This window comes from Flavobacterium sp. Root186 (assembly GCF_001428525.1).
In the GTDB taxonomy this organism is placed as follows: domain Bacteria; phylum Bacteroidota; class Bacteroidia; order Flavobacteriales; family Flavobacteriaceae; genus Flavobacterium.
Genome location: NZ_LMHW01000002.1, coordinates 76,104 through 96,949, shown reverse-complemented (window position 1 = coordinate 96,949; position 20,846 = coordinate 76,104). Strand labels below are relative to the sequence as shown.

Below are 20,846 nucleotides of genomic sequence, written 5' to 3'. Positions count from 1 at the left end.
ACTATATTAAGCTTCAGCTAACATTTTTTCTCCGGCTTCGATAGCGTCCTGGATAGAACCTTTCAAGTTGAAAGCTGCTTCTGGAAGGTGATCTAATTCACCATCGATAATCATGTTGAAACCTTTGATAGTATCTTTAATATCTACTAAAACTCCAGGAATACCTGTAAATTGCTCTGCTACGTGGAACGGCTGAGACAAGAAACGTTGTACACGACGTGCTCTTGATACAGAAAGTTTATCTTCTTCAGATAATTCTTCCATACCTAAGATCGCGATAATATCTTGAAGTTGTTTGTATTTTTGAAGAATTTCTTTTACTCTTTGTGCACAGTCATAGTGCTCAGCTCCTAAAATTTGTGGAGTCAAAATTCTTGAAGTAGAATCTAACGGGTCAACCGCTGGATAAATACCTAACTCAGCAATTTTACGAGATAATACTGTTGTTGCATCTAAGTGGGCGAAAGTTGTAGCCGGCGCCGGGTCAGTTAAGTCATCCGCAGGAACGTAAACCGCTTGTACAGATGTAATAGATCCTTTGTTTGTAGATGTAATACGCTCTTGCATAGCTCCCATCTCTGTTGCCAAAGTTGGTTGGTATCCTACTGCAGAAGGCATACGACCTAAAAGTGCTGATACCTCAGAACCTGCTTGTGTAAAACGGAAGATGTTATCAACGAAAAACAATACGTCTTTACCTTGATCAGTTCCAGCTCCATCACGGAAATACTCAGCGATAGATAATCCTGAAAGTGCCACACGTGCACGAGCTCCAGGTGGCTCATTCATTTGTCCGAAAACGAAAGTAGCTTTAGACTCTCTCATTCCTGGCATATCTACTTTAGATAAATCCCATCCTCCATTTTCCATAGAGTGCATGAAATCATCACCGTATTTAATAATTCCTGACTCTAACATCTCACGAAGCAAGTCATTTCCTTCACGTGTTCTTTCTCCTACTCCTGCGAATACAGAAAGTCCACCGTGACCTTTTGCGATATTGTTGATCAACTCCTGAATCAATACTGTTTTACCAACACCAGCACCACCAAACAATCCAATTTTACCTCCTTTTGCGTAAGGCTCGATCAAATCGATTACTTTAATACCTGTGAATAAAACTTCAGATGAAGTTGATAAATCTTCGAATTTAGGAGCTTGTCTGTGAATAGACAAACCGTTTTCTCCTGTTTTTGGCAAGTTTCCTAAACCATCAATTGCATCTCCAATTACATTGAATAATCTTCCGTATACATCCGGACCGATTGGCATTTGGATTGGATTTCCAGTTCCAACTACTTCATATCCTCTAGACAAACCGTCTGTAGAGTCCATAGAGATTGTACGAACAGTGTTTTCTCCAATGTGAGATTGTACTTCTAGAACTAATAAAGTTCCATCTTTTTTAGTGACTTCTAGTGAATCATAAATTTTTGGAAGTTCAACATCCTTACCGTTGAAAACTACGTCTACTACTGGTCCAATGATTTGAGCAACTTTTCCTATTACTTTTGACATTACTTATGTATTTATTAAATAGCTATTTAGGTTTATCGAAAATACCTCTTTTTTCAGAGCGCAAAGATAATTTTTTAAAATATAAAATCAATTTTTTTTTCATAAAAAATAGCATGATTTTGTTTGATTCATAAAAACAGACTTTTAAACTGTCGTTTATATCATTTTTTAACTAAATAAAAAAGCCACTCCATTTTATAAAACGAGTGGCTTTCTTAATTAAAAAAATGGTATATTATAATGACGCCGGATATTGAATTGGATATAAAGCCAAATCAACATGACGAAGTGTAGAACCATACTTAGCGTTTATTGCATCAATAAAAATATTAGCAATCAAACCATATCCTCTTCCGCTTGGGTGTACTCCATCTAAAGAAAAAGCACCACCAGTCACATAAGTAGACGACATTGTGTAATTTCCAAATCTATATCCTCCGCTTGCCAGTTGAGTTAATAAAGCTCTTGTATCTACAAAAGCCAATCCTTTTTCTTTAGCAACTGCTTCGATAGTTACATTATAAGCATCTGTTGCAGTTTTAATTTCTGCAATTTCAGTTGGAATTAAAACGTGTTTATCCTGTAGAGGATACGTTACCCCAAATTTATCTAGTGGTGCAGGCGGTGCAATACCAAGTCCAGAATCTGAAGCTTTAGGAGCAGCTCCAATATCGGTTCTTGTTGGAAGCACTACTAAATCTGTAGCTTTTGCTTGTCTTGCCTGTCCAAAAACAGCTCCGTAAAAAGCTGCAGTCTGCGCTCCTAAAGAAGGCGTAAATGCTGCGGTCAATTGAGCAGACAAATTAGTAAGAGACTCATCCTTTATTAAAACCGGATTTGCAGCAGTTTCAGATAATAAATTAATTCTGTCACCAGCCTGAAAAGCGGTTAATACTTGTTTTAAAGGACCGTATAATTGTGTATTTAATGCTTTAATCGTTGCTTTACCTACCGCTTCATTATTACCTCCAAGAGATTTTGCCGTAAGAGGATTATAAGGAACTGTTGTAAAATAAGGTAAAGCTGTAATATAAGGAAGATTTGCTACTACCCCTTTTGCTCCATTTGCTGTTAAAGTTGTTGCCAATGTAGAATATACATTCGCAAAAACTGTTGGATCTGTAATATCATTTCCTCCGTAAGTAGCTGGATTTAAATTTCCTTTTTGATCTTTTCCAATTCCACCAGAAGTTGCATAACTCAAAACATCATTTCCTCCAATAAATAAAGAGAAAAATGTTGGTGCCTGCGTTGCTGCATCACCCAAAACTGTTGTTGAAGGCGTACTTGCAAATCTTGCAAAATAAGGATTCGCTGCTCCAGTAGCTACACCTTGAACATTTCCATATCCCGGCGCAACTAAGTGAAAACTTTTTGCACCCGGAACTCCCATATTATTAAACGGCCCTGTAAGATGTGCTGTCACTTCTGTCGTTGGTTTTCCAGCTACATTTACCGGACCTTGTCCATTAAAATATAATCGGGTTGCGGCCACGACATTTCCTCCCAACAATAAACCACCAAGATTATCATTCATGAATGGAGTTGCAAAAGTTCCGCCGCCAGCAGCCGAAAACTGTTGTGCTAAAATATTAGTATAAGCACCTTCCTGTCCTTTTTTGAAAAGAGCATTATCGCTGTAACCAGCTGCAAAAGAATCTCCAAGGGCAACATATTTTGTAAAAACTGCCGAGCCCGGAGTTACCGGAACTTCTTCCGGAGTATTATTATCATCATCACTATTACAAGCCGCCATAAAGGTTAAAGAAACCAATAATAGCCATTTTATATTTTTTTTCATGTTAGTACTTTTTAAATTATTACCTCTTCATTTTCATTGAACCGCTTCAAAAAAGCTGAATCAATTTCACACAAATAATTATATCATTTAAGGATTAATTGTCCACGAAGCAAACCATTGCTGCCCTATCATTCCCGCTCCAATTACCTGAAGATAATCCTTTCCAAAAAGATTTGTTGCTCCAACTTTAATAACAGATTTTAGTTTTGGCAGTCCGTAGTTTATCTGAGCATCAAGAACCGTATTTTCTGGAATTATTCCATCTCCAAAAGAAGATTCCCATAAATATTCTGTATTCCATCTTACATTTACATTGAATCCTAAATTTTTAATTACTTTAGAATTTCCTAAAGAAGCTTTAATTCTGTGTTTTGGAGTGTTAAATCCTGCTACGAAATCAGGATCATCTTGCTGCTTAAAGTTAAATTGAGCATAGTTGTAATTAACCCCTAATTCAAAATCTTTATATACTTTTTTAGACAAACCAACTCCAAATCCTAAAGAAGAAATTTCAGCCGTTGTATTTGTATAAACCTGATAAACCCTTCTGTCTCCAAACGCCAAGGCTTGGTAACTTAGCGGCGTCCCTACTGTTCCGTAATACGGAGAAATAACTCTCGCAGTATTCATGAAATCATTATAAATATTGTAATATCCGTTAATATCAATTGATAAATCGTTTTGAATTACTGTACGGTAACCAGCTTCAAAAGCTTGTACTTGTTCCGGTTTTACCAATCCTATATTAGCCACCTGAAGATCAGCAACATTTCCTGATGCACCAAATGCCTGAACAGATGCTACAGTATAAGCATTATGATATGCATTTTGACCAGACATTCCAATTGTTGCTGGCTGTCCGGCGATTGTTTGTCCTGCCGCACTTACATTTACTGTTTCCTGAAAACGATCTAAATTTTCTGCTGCTGAACCAATCAACGCAAATGGTCCTAGATCTAAACCAATATATTGATCTTGTGTTGTTGGGTTACGGAAACCTGTTTGATAAGACACTCTGAAATTATGTCTTTTTGATGCTCCTGCAGAATATACAAATGAAACTCTAGGAGAAACATTTCCGTCAAAGTTTTGACTTTTATCATAGCGTAACGATCCTGTAAATTTCAATCTGTCATCTAAGAATTTTTTCTGTAATTGCGCATATGCACCGTATTCTCTGTAAGAGATTGGTCCGTCGTAATCTGTAAAGATTGTTCCTTCAGAGTTCATTATGTATTCTCTCCAAGATCCACCAACCTGAACTTCTGCCCATTTGATTATATCTCTAAAATTATAGTTCACATCTGAGTGGTATAATTTTGAATGATCGATAAATTTTGCTCCTTGCGTTAAATCAGGATTTGAAACCACAGTAGACAAAGCACTGTTGAATTTCGCAGAACCCGGTTCAAATCTAGGAGAACCTGTTGGAGCCGGAATAAATGATATAGCAGCCGGAAGTACGTTGTAATCAGCAAAATTTCTTGCTATTGCAGCAGATTGATTTGCATCTGTTCCCATAACTGCACCAGCATATTGGTAAGCTGTTGCGTAATTTGTAAACCATTCTGTATCTGATTTAGCAGCTCTGTTAACGTTCCATGCTGCAAATCTCATGTCATAAGAATCACCGGCATCTTCACTTGTAAAATATACTCTACCAAAAAAGTTTTTCCCTTTTACTTCAAATTTACCTTGCTGCATTAAGAAATCTTTTAAAGCATATCTGTTTGCACCTTGGTAGATGGTACTTCCTGTACCAATTTTATATTGTAGTATAAATTCTGTATCGTCTGCCCAAGGTCTAATATGAGCACTAAAATCAGCTTTCATACTTTTAACTTTATTGTCAGTCAAATCTTGTTCACGATACCCCGTTCTACTTACCTGACCTACATTTGGAACAAAAGTAGTAACCTCGTCACCGTATATATTCAATCCGTCATAATTTTGATTCACTGCATGGCTGTCGCCTCCTGCTGTCACACTTCTTTTATCTCCCGCAATCCATTCGGTAGCTGTCATATAAGTAAAATTAGCTTTCATAGCAAAATGCTTTGTAAATGCTTTTGCTGCTCTAATTCCGAAGTCATTGTAATCATTTGTTCCTGCAATATCCTGACTAGTTTTTCCGTATTTATAGTAAACACTGATTCCTTCATTTGTAAAAGGACTTTTACTATTCATAAACATAATTCCGTTGAAGGCATTTGCTCCATAAAGAGCAGAAGATGCTCCAGGCAAAAGCTCAACACTTGCCACATCAATATCAGAAACACCAATTAAGTTTCCTAACACAAAGTTTAATGCTGGCGAAGAGTTATCCATTCCGTCTACCAATTGCATAAATCTGGTATTGGCTACCGTAGCAAAACCACGGGTATTGATCGATTTAAAAGAAATACTGCTCGTATTGAAATGCACTTCTTTTAAATTTTCTAATCCGTCATAAAAACTAGGAGCTGTTGTATTCTTAATTTCCTGAATACCCATTCTTTCGATAGTAACTGGCGACTCAATAACTCTTTCTGGAGTTCTTGAAGCAGAAACCACTATCTCGTCTAGTTTAGTTTCTTCATCTTTTAAAACCACATTAATTTTTTGGTTTACAGATGTAATGCTGATTGTTTGAGCTTCAAAACCTACAGCCGATACTTTTATCGAAAAAGGCAATTTTGCACTTGTGGTTAATTTAAATGTTCCATCAAAATCAGTGGATACACCGTCGCTGCCTCCAAGTACAACAACATTGGCACCGGGAATAGATTGTTTGTTACTGTCAGTAACAGAACCTGTAATTGTATTCTGCGCGAAGGATATTCCGCTGAAAAACAACATAATTAGCAAGTAGACTCTCATTAGGGTTAGTTTTTGGTTAGTTCTTATTAGTTTTATTAGCCAAAATACAAATATTTTTAATATTAATAAAAAAACGTTAAAAAAAATTCATATTCAGCACAAATTTTTAAACTATTTTAACTATTTCATAATTGATTTTATTAGATAAAAATCAATTATAAAACAAAGAAAAACCATAATACTATGCATACATATAAAATTTGAAAGAAAAATTGCGGATTTACTAAAAATACAGGGTCTAGAAAAAAAATTTGACAAATAAAAAAAGCGAGACCTAAATCTCGCTTTTTTAACATATTTGTATTTTAAAAATATAGCTATTCTACAGTAACCGATTTTGCTAAGTTACGTGGCTGATCAACATTACATCCTCTCATAACTGCAATATAGTATGAAAGTAATTGTAATGGGATTGTCGTGATAAGTGGCGACAATGCATCTGAAGTTTCTGGAATTTCGATTACATAATCGGCTAATTCACGAACTTGCGTATCTCCTTTTGTAACAACGGCAATGATTTTACCACTTCTGGATTTAATCTCCTGAATATTGCTTACAATTTTATCATAGTGACCTTGTTTAGGTGCAATTACAATAACCGGCATTTGTTCATCAATTAAAGCAATTGGACCGTGTTTCATTTCAGCAGCCGGATAGCCTTCTGCGTGGATATAAGAGATCTCTTTAAGCTTTAAAGCTCCTTCTAATGCTACCGGGAAATTATATCCTCTACCTAAATAAAGGCAGTTTGGAGCATCTTTAAATTTAGCAGCAATTTCTTTTGCTCTGTCATTTGTTTCTAATGCTTCTGCAACTTTTTCAGGAATTAATTCTAATTCTTGTAAGTATGCATGGAAATCAGGATTTGACAAAGTTCCTTTTGCTTTTCCTAATCGCAAAGCAATCATAGTTAAAACTGTGATTTGAGTTGTAAAAGCTTTTGTAGAAGCTACTCCAATTTCTGGTCCTGCGTGCGTGTAAGCACCTGCATGACTTTCTCTTGAAATAGATGAACCTACAACATTACAAACTCCAAATACAAAAGCACCATTTTCTTTAGCTAATTTAATAGCCGCCATAGTATCTGCCGTTTCTCCAGATTGAGAAATTGCGATTACTATGTCATCTTTATTTATAATTGGGTTTCTGTATCTAAACTCAGAAGCATATTCTACTTCAACCGGAATACGTGTAAATTCTTCAAAGATATACTCAGCAACTAAACCAGCATGCCATGAAGTTCCACAAGCAACAATTAAAATTCGCTTAGCATTTAAGAATTTTTCAAGATTATCTTCAACACCAGCCATTTGAACAATTCCTTCATTGGCATGAAGTCTTCCTCTGTACGTATCTTTAATTACACTTGGCTGTTCGTAGATTTCTTTTAGCATGAAATGATCATAACCTCCTTTTTCAATTTGCTCCAAATTCAATTGAAGCTCCTGAATGTAAGGATCTACTAAAGAGTCATCTTTAATCTTTCTTACTTTAAGAGGCTTGTGAAGTCTGATATTAGCCATTTCACCATCTTCTAAATATACCGCATTTGCAGTATATTCAATAAACGGAGAAGCATCAGAAGCGATAAAGAATTCTCCTTCACCTACACCAATTGCTAATGGACTACCTAATCTTGCAGCAACAATTTCGTTTGGGTTTTTTCTATCAAAAACGGCAATTGCATATGCTCCAACAACTTGATTTAACGCAATCTGAACTGCTTTACCAAGTTTAATTTTCTCATTTTTCTGAACTTCTTCGATTAAGTTTACTAAGACTTCTGTATCAGTATCAGATTTAAAAGAATACCCACGTTTAATTAACTCTTCTTTAAGCGGCGCATAATTCTCAATAATTCCATTATGGATGATTACTAAATCTCCAGAATTAGAAACATGAGGATGTGAGTTCACGTCATTTGGTACACCGTGGGTAGCCCAGCGAGTGTGTCCAATTCCAATATTTCCATTAATTGTAAAACCTTCATTAGCTTTAGCCTCAAGATCTGAAACTTTACCTTTTGTTTTACAAACTTTTATACCTGATTCGTCATCATACAACATAACGCCGGCACTATCGTATCCTCTGTACTCAAGCCGCTTTAAGCCCTTGATAACAATAGGATAGGCCTCTCTATGGCCGATATATCCAACAATTCCACACATATATTACTTATTTATTTGGTTTCGTGTAGTAAACCTCAAGCCTCAATCTTTTGTCATAATCAGCATTACCGACAGGTATATTATTACCATATAATATCGTACCTAACGGATTCATAACTGATGCTCTCGGTGCTTCTGAAAAATATTCATTTGTACTTGCGTTTAACAGAATTCTATTTTTCAGTTTGTTTGATGTTACAACACTTATATCGTCGATAACAACTAAACCTAATTTAACATTAGTCGCTGTTGCAGTCTTTATAAGATTACGGATATGATTTGTAACTCTAATTTTATAAGTAGTCCCTCTTCCTGTTGTTGCATCTACATTTATTATTCCTCCGTAAACGACTTTTGACATTCTCGGATCATCTGTTATACTTGAGCTTCCATCTGCAGCATAATCTAAAATTGCTACATTATTTGTAAAGTCATATAAATAAACTCTTTTAGGTTCCTGAGCTTCCAGGTTATCCGTTTTTTTAACCGCCATTTTTGCAGCATCTATAGTAAAGACTAAATTAGCTTCATTTACCAGCCAGCCATTTTTTCTAATTTCTTCTAATTTAGAAGCAAAATCTTTAAGCTCTATAATGGCTAGAGACCCTTGGCCTCCTTTTAAATAAAGCCTCTCATCACCCGTAGTCATATTACGGCTGCTTATTGTATTTTGATACGTGGCATCTTTAACATCCTGAAGAAGACTAACATTACTTCCTGTTAAATTTATCACCAAAGTTCTGTCCTCTTTAACGTCATCAGCATCGGTTGTAATATCTGTTTTTGCTTTATAATAAACCGTAATTTTTCCTTTCGAAAAATCCATTAACGCCATATTACTTGGGCTGCCACTAACTCTTTCAACCTTAAAATATAATCCTCTAAAATATTCCTGAAACACATCAGCAGCAGAAAGTTTTTCTTTTGCAGCGTTTAAAATTTTAGTCTGGAAAAATGCTTTATTTAACTTTAAGCGCATTGCTGGCGACGTATAAGTTGTAACGTCTTTATTATCTTTATCTTTTGTTATCTCCGTAGTTTCCTTAGAACTAAAAAAGAATTTATTATTTTGAAATTCTTTAGGGTCATCATTCAATAGCGTCCCTTTATTAGTATCAAAATCACTATTTTGATCATTATAATAAAGCTGTGCTAATTGATTACCATTATCATAGTAAGAACTTCTCATTTGATATTTAGACTCATAAACCCCCAACTTTAAAAACCCACCAGGGCTTCCATAAATAGAATCAAGTTCATACTCATTCCTTCCAGTAGTAGCATTTGTACCTTTAACATGACTATAATAAGGTATATTAACCGTCACACTATCAATTACCGGCGCATCTCCAATTGATGGTGCGTACGCAGCAAGTGCTACCTGCGTATTGTAATTTGCAGTAGTTGTGCCAAAAACCGGATTATCATAAATCCCTAAAGCATTAGTTACTAAAGAATTTGATTGTATTGGAGTTACTTCTTGATTATAAGCTATAACATCATATTTTTCAGATTCTAATCCAAAATGATCATCACCAATTAAATCATCACCAATCGCATTAAAATCTTTGTCGCAAGAATATAATAAAACAACTGTTGCGGCTAATAGAATTTTCTTAATAAAAGAAGTATTGTACATATTCGTATTAATAGTTAAAATTTAAAGACCCATAGTTTTATAGAAATTTGTATACGCTTCTGCGAATGCATCTTTCGCGGCGAAAGGTAAAAAAGGTTTTCCTGAAGATTCTATAAATTTTGTTAAACTTGGAGAAACATTTTCTGACGCAATAATAACAGCATCAGAGTGCAATATACTGGCCTTTAAGACATTTTCGTAATTTGGGGTTTCAAGATCAGAAATTGATTCGTGCGGAACACCATCAAATTTAACCTTGTTTATCATTTCTAAATCTAAATTTTCATCAAAAGACTGACCATAAACTGAGGTAACGATTTTTGTATCATTAAATAAAGCCTCATTTTTATAATAGTGTTTCATATAAATTGGAAGCATCGCCGCTAACCATCCATGAACATGGATAATATCCGGAACCCAATTTAATTTTTTTACAGTTTCAACAACTCCTTTTGCAAAAAATATAGCACGTTCATCGTTGTCTGGATATAAAACCCCTTCTTCATCTGCAAAAGTGGCTTTACGCTTAAAATATTCATCATTATCAATAAAATAAACCTGAATTCTTTCTTTCGGAATTGAAGCTACTTTGATAATCAATGGCATATCTAAATCATTCACTACCAAATTCATCCCTGAAAGCCTGATCACTTCGTGTAATTGATGTCTTCTTTCGTTGATATTTCCATATCTTGGCATGAAAATTCTTATCTGACCTCCCTGATCGTTAATCATTTTAGGAACGTCATAAGACATTAAAGAAACCTCATTTTCAGCCAAATAAGGCACGACTTCAGATGATACGTATAATATCCTCTTATCTTTCATAATAGTATTTTACTTAATTTTTGGTAATAAAAACGTCGCAAAATTACAAAAATTTATGCAGTTTATAACTAATATATTATGTTTGCACTAAATTTTAATAATACCGCCATGCATATTTTCTACGGTAAAGTAGCTCTGATAGCTTATTTAAAAACTATCAAAACCGCAAATTCGACTATAGGATTTGTCCCAACCATGGGAGCTTTACACCAAGGGCATCTGGCTTTAATGCAACGTTCACTTAAAGAAAATGACGACACTGTTGTAAGTATTTTTGTAAATCCAACGCAATTTAACAATCCCGAAGATCTTGAAAAATACCCTCGAACTCTTGAAGAAGACGTAAAAAAAATGAGAGGTTTAAGTGACAAAATAATTTTATATGCTCCTTCTGTCGATGATATTTACGAAGGACAGACAATTTCGCAGTCTTTTGACTTTGACGGTTTAGAAAATCAGATGGAAGGAAAATTCCGTCCGGGGCATTTTAACGGTGTTGGAACAATCGTAAAACGTTTGTTTGAAATCGTGACGCCAACCAACGCTTATTTTGGCGAAAAAGATTTTCAGCAGCTTCAAATTGTTAAAAAATTAGTCGAAAAAAATAATCTTCCTGTAAATGTTGTGGGTTGCCCAATTTTTAGAGAAGACAATCTTTTGGCAATGAGTTCAAGAAACGAAAGACTAACTGCCGAAGAAAGAAAAGAAGCTTCTATAATCTATAAAGTTTTAACTGAAGCTAAAGAAATCTTCCAAAACAGTACTCCAGAAGAAACCATTAAATTTGTTGAAGATTCTTTTAAAGATAACGAAAGATTTGACTTAGAATATTTCGTCATTGCTGATGAATCGACATTATTACCTATAGAACATAAAACAAACGACAAAAAATACCGTGCGTTTATAGCAGTATTTGTTAATTCTATAAGGCTGATAGACACCATTTCATTAAATTAAATTACCTTTGCTCCATGCAAATTCAAGTTATAAAATCAAAAATTCATCGAGTAAAAGTTACCGGAGCTGATTTAAATTATATTGGCAGTATTACTATTGATGAAACTTTACTGGAGGCTTCAAACATTATTGAAGGCGAAAAAGTAGCTATTGTTAACATTAATAATGGAGAACGTTTTGAAACTTACGCCATTAAGGGAGAAAAAAATTCAGGCGAAATTACGCTGAATGGTCCTGCTGCCCGAAAAGTTCAAAAAGACGACATTATCATCATCATTTCTTATGCAACACTGGATTTTGAAGAAGCTAAAACCTTCAAACCGTGGATCATTTTCCCAAATGAAAACGATAATTCGTTAACATAAAACATATTCCTTTCTTATTTACGTGTGTAATTTGTCAAAAATATTTTTGTACAAACAGATTTTCTTATGCCTAAATCGAAAATGTATTAACCGTAAGAAATCATTGCTTTTTTTACAGCCCCAAATAACAAAAAGCAAATAAAGTATTATATTGCTACACTATTTGAATACTTTTTAATTCACTGAAATGCCACAAATCATGAAAAAAGTTTACCTGCTAATTACATTAATTTCCATTTCTGTTTTTTCCCAGAAAAAATTTGACAATATTCAATCCGAAAAACTTGGAGAAGAAAGAAGAATAACCATTGGACTTCCTGCTTCTTACGATGCAAAATCAGATAAAAAATATCCTGTTTTATATTTATTAGATGGTGATTATTTGTTTGATCCGTTTTCTGGAGCTGTAAGTTATGGTAATTATTGGGACGATATTCCGGAAATGATCATCATTGGTATTCATCAAAACAAAGATGAAGAACGTTATGATGATACCACGATTGATCAAAATGAAGGCTTGCCTTTTGAAAAAGGAGCAAAATTTTTCGAATTTATTGGTTCAGAGCTTATTCCGTATGTAGAGAAAAAATACCGTACATCACCTTTTAGAATTATCGCAGGTCATGATGTAACAGCAAGTTTTGCCAACTTTTATCTTTACAAAGAGGAGCCTCTTTTTAACGCATACATTTGTTTGAGCCCGGAACTTGCTCCAAAAATGGAAGTCCGTATCGCTGAAAAGTTTGCCAAAATACAAAAACCAATATTCTATTATCTTTCTGCGGGTGAAGGCGACATCAAGAAAATAAAAGAACCTATTGAAAAATTGGCCGGAAATATTAAAATCGCAAACAATCCGTTAGTGAATTATAAATACGAAGTATTTAAAAACGCGACACATTATACTGAGGTTTTACATTCGATTCCGAGTGCATTATATCAGATTTTTGAAATATACAGACCTATAAATTCTGCCGAATACAACGACAAAATTGCGGTTCTTCAAACGGGTTATGCTGATTATTTACAAAAAAAATACAATGACATGTCTGAAGTTCTGGGCGTTCAGATTCCTGTTAGAATGGGTGATTTTAAAATAATCGAAAATATTATTTTAAAAAGAAACGCCTACGACGAATTAGGAAGAATGGCAGAAATTGGAAACGTAAATTATCCAAAAGCCATGTTAGGTGAATACGAATTAGGCTTGATGTATGAAAAAATGGGTGATCCTAAACATGCCTCAAAAAAATACCAAAATGCTTCGCAAATGGAGCCTATTGGCGACTTGAATAAAGATTTGATGTATGAGAAAATTGACGAAATGAATACGCTTGCTAAAAAAACCAAATAATGTCAAAAGTTAAAACTTCCTTTTTTTGCCAAAACTGCGGTACTCAATATGCCAAATGGCAGGGACAGTGCAATGCCTGCAAGGAATGGAATACTATTGCCGAAGAAATAATTCAGAAGCAGGAAAAAGTAGCGTGGAAAAGTGAACCAACCTCAACAGGCAAAGCACCGAAACCTCTAAAAATTAATGAAATCGATTCGGCTCTGGAAATCCGAATGGATACTACTGACGGCGAATTGAATCGTGTTTTGGGCGGTGGAATTGTTCCGGGATCTTTAACCCTTTTGGGCGGAGAACCGGGAATTGGAAAAAGTACACTTTTACTTCAAATCTCATTAAAATTACCTTATAAAACATTATATGTTTCTGGAGAAGAAAGTCAGAAACAGATAAAAATGCGTGCTGAAAGAATTACCCCAAGCAGCGAAAATTGCTATATTCTAACGGAAACAAAAACGCAGAACATATTCAAACAAATTGAAGCTATTCAGCCAGAAATTGTAATCATCGATTCTATTCAGACTTTACATACTGATTATATTGAATCGACTGCCGGAAGTATTTCTCAAATTAGAGAAACTACTGCCGAATTGATCAAATTTGCCAAAGAAACCAATATTCCGGTTATTTTAATCGGCCATATCACCAAAGACGGAAATATCGCCGGGCCAAAAATCCTGGAACACATGGTTGATACTGTTTTGCAGTTTGAAGGCGACAGAAATCACATTTACCGAATTTTACGTTCACTAAAAAACCGTTTTGGCTCAACCTCTGAACTTGGAATTTATGAAATGCTTGGAAGCGGTTTGCGCGAAGTAAGCAATCCGTCAGAAATTTTGATTTCACATAAAGACGAAGAATTATCAGGAACTGCAATTGCTACGACGCTTGAAGGAATGCGTCCGTTAATGATTGAAATTCAATCTTTGGTAAGCACTGCAGTTTATGGAACTCCACAACGAAGCACAACGGGTTACAACGCCAAAAGACTAAACATGATTTTAGCTGTTCTTGAAAAAAGAGCTGGATTTCGTTTAGGTGCAAAAGATGTTTTCCTGAACGTAACCGGAGGAATTTCTGTTGATGATCCTGCAATTGACCTTGCGGTTGTTGCCGCCATATTATCATCAAATGAAGATATTCCGGTTGGTAAAGGTTTTTGTTTTGCCGGCGAAGTTGGACTTTCCGGAGAAATTCGTCCCGTTAATCGCGTTGACCAGCGTATTCAGGAAGCCGAAAAATTAGGCTTCGACACCATCTTTGTTTCTAAATACAACAAAATCGCTTTAAAAAATACCGGAATCAAAATTGAACTTGTAGCAAAAATTGAAGATGTTGCAAGTATTCTTTTTGGTTGATTTTTTATAAACCTACTACTATGAATCTTCCAAAACAAAAAATTTTCAAAGCTTTAAAAATACTTGCCCTGGTATTGATTTTGCTTTGCATTGGATTATACTTTTTTCGTAATTCTCTTTTAAAACAGGCAATTGCAAAAGTAACCCACAAAATGGCTGTTGATTATAACAGTGATTTTTCAATCAAAAAAGCTTCTTTTGACGGTTTATCAACCATTAAACTTACTGATGTTGTACTGGTTCCCAAAAATGCCGATACGCTTCTAAAAATTAAAAATATTGAAACCAGCGTCAGTTTAAGTAATTTACTAATTGGCGATGTTCAGGTTGGAACTTTAAAAGTCGACAACGGTTACATACAATTAGTTAAAAAAGGAAAAATTCGCAACTTCGATGCTTTCTTAAAAAGAGACCGTGACGATTCTGAAAAAAGCGAAAAACGAAAATATGGTGCTTTTGCCTATCGCATTATTTCAAAACTCCTCAATTTAGTTCCGACTGACATGAATTTGGATAACTTCCAATTCAAAATTGACGATAATGGCAAAAAAACGGCTATTGCAATAAATAAGCTGGTTTTAAACAACAAACAACTCGAAACCAGTATTCATGTTCAAAGTAAAAATTTTGATCAGCGTTGGAACTTAAAAGGTTTTGCAGACCCAAGAAACCAAAAAGCAGATATTCGATTTTTTAATTTAGATACCGGAGCGATTCGTGTTCCGTATCTTGATGAAAGATATGGCTTAAAAGCAAGTTTTGATTCTATCCGTTTAAACGTTGAAAACATTGATAAAAGCGGAAGCGAATTCCATCTTGATGGTTTTACTTCTATTGTAAACCTAAAAATCAATCATCCAAAAATTGCCAGTAAAGATGTTGTTATAAAAAATGCACGTTTCGATTATAGATTTTTATTGGGCGATGATTTTATTTCGATTGACAGTACTTCGACAATGACGCTGAATAAAATTAAACTGCGACCATACGTTTCTTACGATACTGAAAAAGATACAGTTTATACTCTAAAAGTTGATATTCCGAAAATGAATGCGCAGGATTTTATCGTTTCGCTTCCTGATGGTTTGTTTACGCATTTCCAGGGAATGCAGGCAACCGGGAATTTCGATTATAAATTGGATTTTAAGTTCAATAAAAATAAACCAAACACACTTGTTTTTGACAGTAAACTGAACAAAGAGGATTTACGGATTACGAAATATGGCGAAGCCGATTTAAATAAACTAAACGGCGAATTTGTCTATCGTGCGATTATTCAAAATGTACTGCAAAGACCAGTTTTGGTTGGAAATGCAAATCCGAATTATACCCCATTAGACCAGATTTCTCCTTATTTAAGAAAATGTGTTTTAACGACTGAAGATCCGTCGTTCTTCTCGCATCGAGGTTTTATAAATGAAGCTTTCAAACAATCGATTCTAAAAAACATCCGAACTAAGAAATTCTCGCGCGGCGCCAGTACGATCAGCATGCAGTTGATTAAAAATGTTTTTCTTACCAGAGAGAAAACGCTTTCGCGAAAGCTGGAAGAAATCCTGTTAGTTTACATTTTAGAAAATAACCGAATTGTAAGCAAGGAAAGAATGCTCGAGGTTTATTTCAACATTATCGAATGGGGACCAAACGTATACGGAATTGGCGAAGCGAGTCATTTCTATTTCCAAAAAAGTCCTTCGGCTTTAAATGTTGATGAATGTTTGTACTTAGCTACCATTATTCCGAAACCAAGGAAATTCATGTATCAATTTAATGACGAAGGAAATTTGAAAGATTATGCATTGAAAAATCAAAAATTCCTGAAAAGCTTAATGTTCCGTCGAGGCCTTTTAATTCCTGAAGATACAATTGGCCAGCTTCCAGTTTATATTTCCGGAAATGCGCGTTCTCTGATAAAAATCAAAGCTCCGGATTCGACTGCGGTTAAAAATGATTCTTTATCAACAGACGAGGAATTTGATTTGTAGGTTCTTGTTTAACCGCAAAGTTCGCAAGGTTTTACGCAAGGCACGCTAAATTTTTGAATTGCGTCCAGCTTTAGCTGGATGGAACAAGATTTAAATAGAAAAGGGCTTTAGCCAAAACAGTAAATGTTTGGCTAAAGCCCTTTCACTTTGGCTATTTCTCATCCAGCTAAAGCTGGACGCAATTCAAAAAACATTTGCTCTAACAGAAAAGAAACTATCTAAAATCTTGCGTGCCTTGCGTAAAACCTTGCGAACTTTGCGGTTAGAAAACTACCTGAAATTCTTTAAAAACTCTTCTTTATACGTTGATGAAACTTCAATTTCGGTTTCGTCATTGAGTGTAACGATGCCGCCTTTGTTGTATGCTTTTACGCAATTCATATTGATAATATGCGATTTATGAACACGAATAAAAGGCAGTGGTAAGATTTCTGAAAAGTGTTTTAAAAATCGGCAGACCATTTTTTTGCTTCCGTTATTGAGATATAAATCGGTGAAATTACCGTTACCGCGAAGACGCACGATTTCTTCCATTTTTACGACTTCAAAACCTTCAAGTGTTGGCAGAATAACTTGCTGTTTTTCGGGTTTTTGTTCGTGAAAGTTTTCTACAATGATTTTGTTTCGATTGAAGATTTCGTTGTTCATTATTTGATGCTGTACTTTATTTACGGCAACAATCAATTCTTCGATACTTATGGGTTTTAGCAGATAATAAGCTGCACTCTGATTCAAAGCTTTTAACGAATATTCAGAAAAAGCAGTGACAAATATGGTTTCAAAATGTAAATCTTTGCAGGCTTCCAATACATCAAAAGCATTTCCAAAAGGCATTTCTACATCCAGAAAAACTAATTGCGGTTTAACTTCGTGAAGCAGCGGAACAGCTTCTTTTATATTTTGAGCTTCGCCCACAACCTCAACCTGCGGACAATATTTGCTTAAATAATTTTTAAGCACTTCGCGCGCGGCAAGTTCATCTTCGACAATAACACTTTTTATCTTCTGCAAAGTCATCATATTTTGTCAATTAATGGAAAAACAATTTCAACAACAGTTCCCTTCTCTGCTCCTTCTTTTTCCGAAATCTTAAATGAAATCTCTTTTTTGTACAATTCGTTCAAAAGATCAATTCGCTCTTTTGTATTGTTCAAACCACGGGATTCGTATATTTTTTGATTCGTTGTTTTAAGTTCGCGGCTTTTGGTTAGACCAATTCCGTTATCATCAATGGTAACGATTATTTTTCCGTTTTTAAAATCAAAGCGAAGTGATAAAAATCCTTTTTGGTCTAAATATCGCAATCCGTGCCAGATTGAGTTTTCTAAATGCGGCTGGATAATCATATTCGGAACAAAAACTCTTTCAGTATCCAGCGAATCATTCACTATAATTTCAAAATTAAATTTATCCTCAAAGCGTAAATGTTCTAAATCCAGATATTTCTTAAGCTGCTCGACTTCTTTATCCAAAGAAATAAAATCCTTATTGGAGTTTTCCATCATATTTCGCATCAAATTCGAATACGAAGTCAGATATTTATTGGCTTCCAATTCTTTATTTTCAGATATAAACTGATTCACACTATTCAAACTATTGAAAATAAAATGCGGATTCATTTCACGACGCAATGACTGCAGAGCAATTTCTTTGTTTTTTATTCGAATGGAATACAATGCTTTCGAAATAAACGAAAACAAAAACAATAGTAAAACAACCGAACCAATCAGAAAATAATTGAATGTATTTTTCTTTGAAATCAACTCGTCTTTTAAGGTTTTTTCTTTTTCTAACTGACGAATTTTATCTTCGGTAATCTGAAATGTTTTGGCATCGATTAAAGTCGTATCAGAATGAATGAGCTTTTCGAAGTTTTCAAAAAACTGCTCATACAACGCCATGCTTTCTTTGTCTTCGCCTTTGGTTTTGTAATATTTAATTAAGGAAGACAAACTTTTTTTGGCTTCCGCCGAATTTCCTTTTTGAAACGATAAATCATAAGCTTCTTTCAAAGATGAAATTGCCTTTTCGGTTTCTGATTTTTGAAAATAAAGAGACGCCAGCGATTGCAATTGTTTTATTTCTGTGGTATAATCTTTATTGATTTTGGCTTCGGCAAGCAGCTTTTCATTTATGCTGACGGCTTTATCAAACTGATTGTCTTCGGCATATACTTTTGCAATTTCATTTTTGATTTTAATTACAGCTTCGGGTTTGTCTTTTGCATAAACTAATGCTTTTTTATAGCTTTCTATAGCAACCTTTTTATCTTTTAAGTCTAATGAATTTTGCGCTTTTTGCACATAGGCATCTGTAACTTCCTCGCTTTTCTTTTCCTTTTTCAGCAATTCAATATTAGAATCTACATAACCCTTTTGACTCACAGGATCAGACTGATTTTTAAGTCGGTTGGCGTCGTTTAAATTTATCTTTTCTTCAGAGACATCTTTTGCCAATGAACCTGCAACTTCATAATTTTTAATTGCCGAATCAAAATTCTTTTGGTTTTCCTGTGTTTTGGCTAAACTTCGGGTTACCCGGGTTTTATCTTCGGTTAATTTTAGTTTGGTATAACTGTTTAATGCTCTTTTAAAATATTCCTCAGCTTTGGCATTATCCCCTTTATTTAAAAATTCATTGGCCAGTCTTTCATAATTCTGGGCAATTTTTGCTTCATCATTTTCATCTAATGATTTGGATAAATCGTCGGCCGCTTTACTGATTTTGACCTGTTTGCTTTTTTCACTTTTCTGCACAGGAAGTTCCTGCGCTATTGTTCGCTGCGGAAACATTAGCACTAAAAAGAGCAGACTAAAACCAATTAATAAATGACGTTTCACAATAAGTTATTTTGAAAGTGTAAAGTAACCTAATTTCAAATTCCTATCCTATATTTTTCACCAAGTCAAACGACCTGTTGACCCATTCTGTCAAAAATACGTTTTTTCGATCAATACATTTGACCAGTAATTCTTAAAAACTATAATCATGAAAAAACTATCCTTTACATTTTTTGCTCTTCTATTTTCTTCATTTATAATTGGTCAGGCTTCAGGAAATGTCAATTATCAAAATCAGCAATATTATGGCAATAATATAATCAACGTAGACTTTCCTTCAAATGGTGATATTGTTGTAAGCGTAAAAGGGCTTGCTAATATTAAAGCAGATGCTTATACGGCGATTTTTAGCGTAACTCAAACTGGCAAAACCACTAAGGAAGTAAATGAATTAATTGACCAAAGAATTACGCAGTCAATCAATGCTATTAAACTTAAAAAAGGTGTTGAGACTTTTGTCGACATGATTTCATTTGTTCCTGCTTATGAATATGAAGCAGAAAAAAAACTTTTTAACCGTAAAACCTATAATGAAGTACCTGCAGGATTTGAGTTGAAGAAAAACATTCATATCAAATACTCAGATCCAAATCAGCTTAATGAATTTATTTCCATTTTGTCCAATAATGAAATCTATGACCTGGTAAGAGTTGATTATTTTTCCAATACTTTAGAAACAGTTAAGAGAGAAATGATGCTCAAAGCGAAACTCCTGGTTCAGGAAAAAATAAAAAACTATCAGGAATTACTTGGGGAAACATTTACAAATGCCGAAAAAAGAATCACCGATGATTATATCATAAATGTCCCTGTAGAAATGTACAAATCGTATGAGGCTTATAATGGTTCTTCTTTGAACTTAAAAAAAGCGGCAAACGTTAATCAGCTTAGCAAATCTGTTACACTTTATTACCAGCCTGTATTTAATAAAGAGTTTGATTTTGTAATTAATCCCACTGTTTTAGAACCTGTTATTCAAGTACAATATGAGGTTAAAATAGCGATTAACCGAGAAAAAAAACAGGTTTTAAAAGCAGATAAAACAGATAAAGAATTTATTCTGATTACTCCAAATGGTGATTTAAAAACATTGAATACAAATACAGCCAAACCAATTCATTAATCTGGCAGAAGCATTTCACCAAGTCAAAATACCGTTTCACCATTTGTA

General features: G+C 34.5%; 14 protein-coding genes. 6 read left to right on the top strand and 8 right to left on the bottom strand.

Annotated elements, in window-relative coordinates:
* Positions 1 to 6: 6 nt before the first annotated feature.
* The 6 genes from atpD to ASD98_RS02705 all read right to left on the bottom strand — a co-directional run bounded on the left by atpD (position 7) and on the right by ASD98_RS02705 (position 10,813).
* Positions 7 to 1,518 carry a F0F1 ATP synthase subunit beta gene (atpD, locus tag ASD98_RS02730; RefSeq protein ID WP_056199873.1) on the bottom strand — a complete coding sequence of 504 codons (1,512 nt, stop codon included), beginning with the start codon at positions 1,516 to 1,518 and terminating at the stop codon, positions 7 to 9.
* Between the two features lie 235 nt (positions 1,519 to 1,753).
* Positions 1,754 to 3,319, bottom strand: coding sequence for a G-D-S-L family lipolytic protein (locus ASD98_RS02725; RefSeq protein WP_056199871.1), 1,566 nt, complete (start codon positions 3,317 to 3,319; stop codon positions 1,754 to 1,756).
* An 87-nt stretch (positions 3,320 to 3,406) separates the two neighbouring features.
* The gene (locus ASD98_RS02720) at positions 3,407 to 6,178 is read right to left on the bottom strand and encodes a carboxypeptidase-like regulatory domain-containing protein (RefSeq protein ID WP_056199868.1); all 2,772 of its coding nucleotides are present in this window, start codon (positions 6,176 to 6,178) and stop codon (positions 3,407 to 3,409) included.
* A gap of 317 nt (positions 6,179 to 6,495) precedes the next feature.
* Positions 6,496 to 8,346 carry a glutamine--fructose-6-phosphate transaminase (isomerizing) gene (gene glmS / locus ASD98_RS02715; protein ID WP_056199865.1) on the bottom strand — a complete coding sequence of 617 codons (1,851 nt, stop codon included), beginning with the start codon at positions 8,344 to 8,346 and terminating at the stop codon, positions 6,496 to 6,498.
* A gap of 7 nt (positions 8,347 to 8,353) precedes the next feature.
* A complete protein-coding gene (locus tag ASD98_RS02710) occupies positions 8,354 to 9,985 on the bottom strand; it encodes a DUF4270 domain-containing protein (protein WP_056199863.1) in 1,632 nt (543 codons plus the stop codon).
* A gap of 21 nt (positions 9,986 to 10,006) precedes the next feature.
* The gene (locus ASD98_RS02705) at positions 10,007 to 10,813 is read right to left on the bottom strand and encodes a glycogen/starch synthase (protein ID WP_056199861.1); all 807 of its coding nucleotides are present in this window, start codon (positions 10,811 to 10,813) and stop codon (positions 10,007 to 10,009) included.
* A 78-nt stretch (positions 10,814 to 10,891) separates the two neighbouring features.
* Here ASD98_RS02705 and panC point away from each other — a divergent pair, with 78 nt between their 5' ends.
* The 5 genes from panC to ASD98_RS02680 all read left to right on the top strand — a co-directional run bounded on the left by panC (position 10,892) and on the right by ASD98_RS02680 (position 16,835).
* A complete protein-coding gene (gene panC, locus ASD98_RS02700; RefSeq protein ID WP_056199858.1) occupies positions 10,892 to 11,770 on the top strand; it encodes a pantoate--beta-alanine ligase in 879 nt (292 codons plus the stop codon).
* A 14-nt stretch (positions 11,771 to 11,784) separates the two neighbouring features.
* Positions 11,785 to 12,135: an aspartate 1-decarboxylase gene (gene panD / locus ASD98_RS02695; RefSeq protein WP_053473997.1), complete on the top strand. Its 351-nt coding sequence runs from the start codon at positions 11,785 to 11,787 to the stop codon at positions 12,133 to 12,135.
* Between the two features lie 199 nt (positions 12,136 to 12,334).
* Positions 12,335 to 13,489, top strand: a complete 1,155-nt coding sequence (locus ASD98_RS02690) for an alpha/beta hydrolase (RefSeq protein ID WP_056199855.1) — start codon at positions 12,335 to 12,337, stop codon at positions 13,487 to 13,489.
* Positions 13,489 to 14,850, top strand: coding sequence for a DNA repair protein RadA (gene radA / locus ASD98_RS02685; RefSeq protein WP_056199852.1), 1,362 nt, complete (start codon positions 13,489 to 13,491; stop codon positions 14,848 to 14,850). The genes ASD98_RS02690 and radA overlap by 1 nt, the downstream gene beginning before the upstream one ends.
* A gap of 20 nt (positions 14,851 to 14,870) precedes the next feature.
* Positions 14,871 to 16,835, top strand: coding sequence for a transglycosylase domain-containing protein (locus ASD98_RS02680; RefSeq protein ID WP_056199849.1), 1,965 nt, complete (start codon positions 14,871 to 14,873; stop codon positions 16,833 to 16,835).
* Between the two features lie 270 nt (positions 16,836 to 17,105).
* On the opposite strand, the gene ASD98_RS02675 is transcribed toward ASD98_RS02680, so the two are convergent.
* Both ASD98_RS02675 and ASD98_RS02670 read right to left on the bottom strand, forming a co-directional pair.
* Positions 17,106 to 17,852: a LytTR family DNA-binding domain-containing protein gene (locus ASD98_RS02675; protein ID WP_199866265.1), complete on the bottom strand. Its 747-nt coding sequence runs from the start codon at positions 17,850 to 17,852 to the stop codon at positions 17,106 to 17,108.
* Positions 17,852 to 19,675 carry a histidine kinase gene (locus ASD98_RS02670; protein ID WP_056199841.1) on the bottom strand — a complete coding sequence of 608 codons (1,824 nt, stop codon included), beginning with the start codon at positions 19,673 to 19,675 and terminating at the stop codon, positions 17,852 to 17,854. Before ASD98_RS02670 ends, ASD98_RS02675 begins: the two co-directional genes overlap by 1 nt.
* Positions 19,676 to 19,823: 148 nt before the next feature.
* Between ASD98_RS02670 and ASD98_RS02665 the strand changes: the two genes are divergently transcribed.
* A complete protein-coding gene (locus ASD98_RS02665) occupies positions 19,824 to 20,798 on the top strand; it encodes an SIMPL domain-containing protein (protein ID WP_056199839.1) in 975 nt (324 codons plus the stop codon).
* Positions 20,799 to 20,846 lie beyond the last annotated feature (48 nt).

Coding starts and splice junctions, on each gene's coding strand:
- panC (WP_056199858.1), top strand. CDS start 10,892: ATGTTTGCACTAAATTTTAATAATACCGCCATGCATATTTTCTACGGT.
- glmS (WP_056199865.1), bottom strand. CDS start 8,346: ATGTGTGGAATTGTTGGATATATCGGCCATAGAGAGGCCTATCCTATT.
- ASD98_RS02705 (WP_056199861.1), bottom strand. CDS start 10,813: ATGAAAGATAAGAGGATATTATACGTATCATCTGAAGTCGTGCCTTAT.
- ASD98_RS02690 (WP_056199855.1), top strand. CDS start 12,335: ATGAAAAAAGTTTACCTGCTAATTACATTAATTTCCATTTCTGTTTTT.
- radA (WP_056199852.1), top strand. CDS start 13,489: ATGTCAAAAGTTAAAACTTCCTTTTTTTGCCAAAACTGCGGTACTCAA.
- panD (WP_053473997.1), top strand. CDS start 11,785: ATGCAAATTCAAGTTATAAAATCAAAAATTCATCGAGTAAAAGTTACC.
- ASD98_RS02680 (WP_056199849.1), top strand. CDS start 14,871: ATGAATCTTCCAAAACAAAAAATTTTCAAAGCTTTAAAAATACTTGCC.
- ASD98_RS02720 (WP_056199868.1), bottom strand. CDS start 6,178: ATGAGAGTCTACTTGCTAATTATGTTGTTTTTCAGCGGAATATCCTTC.
- ASD98_RS02665 (WP_056199839.1), top strand. CDS start 19,824: ATGAAAAAACTATCCTTTACATTTTTTGCTCTTCTATTTTCTTCATTT.
- ASD98_RS02710 (WP_056199863.1), bottom strand. CDS start 9,985: ATGTACAATACTTCTTTTATTAAGAAAATTCTATTAGCCGCAACAGTT.
- atpD (WP_056199873.1), bottom strand. CDS start 1,518: ATGTCAAAAGTAATAGGAAAAGTTGCTCAAATCATTGGACCAGTAGTA.
- ASD98_RS02725 (WP_056199871.1), bottom strand. CDS start 3,319: ATGAAAAAAAATATAAAATGGCTATTATTGGTTTCTTTAACCTTTATG.
- ASD98_RS02675 (WP_199866265.1), bottom strand. CDS start 17,852: ATGACTTTGCAGAAGATAAAAAGTGTTATTGTCGAAGATGAACTTGCC.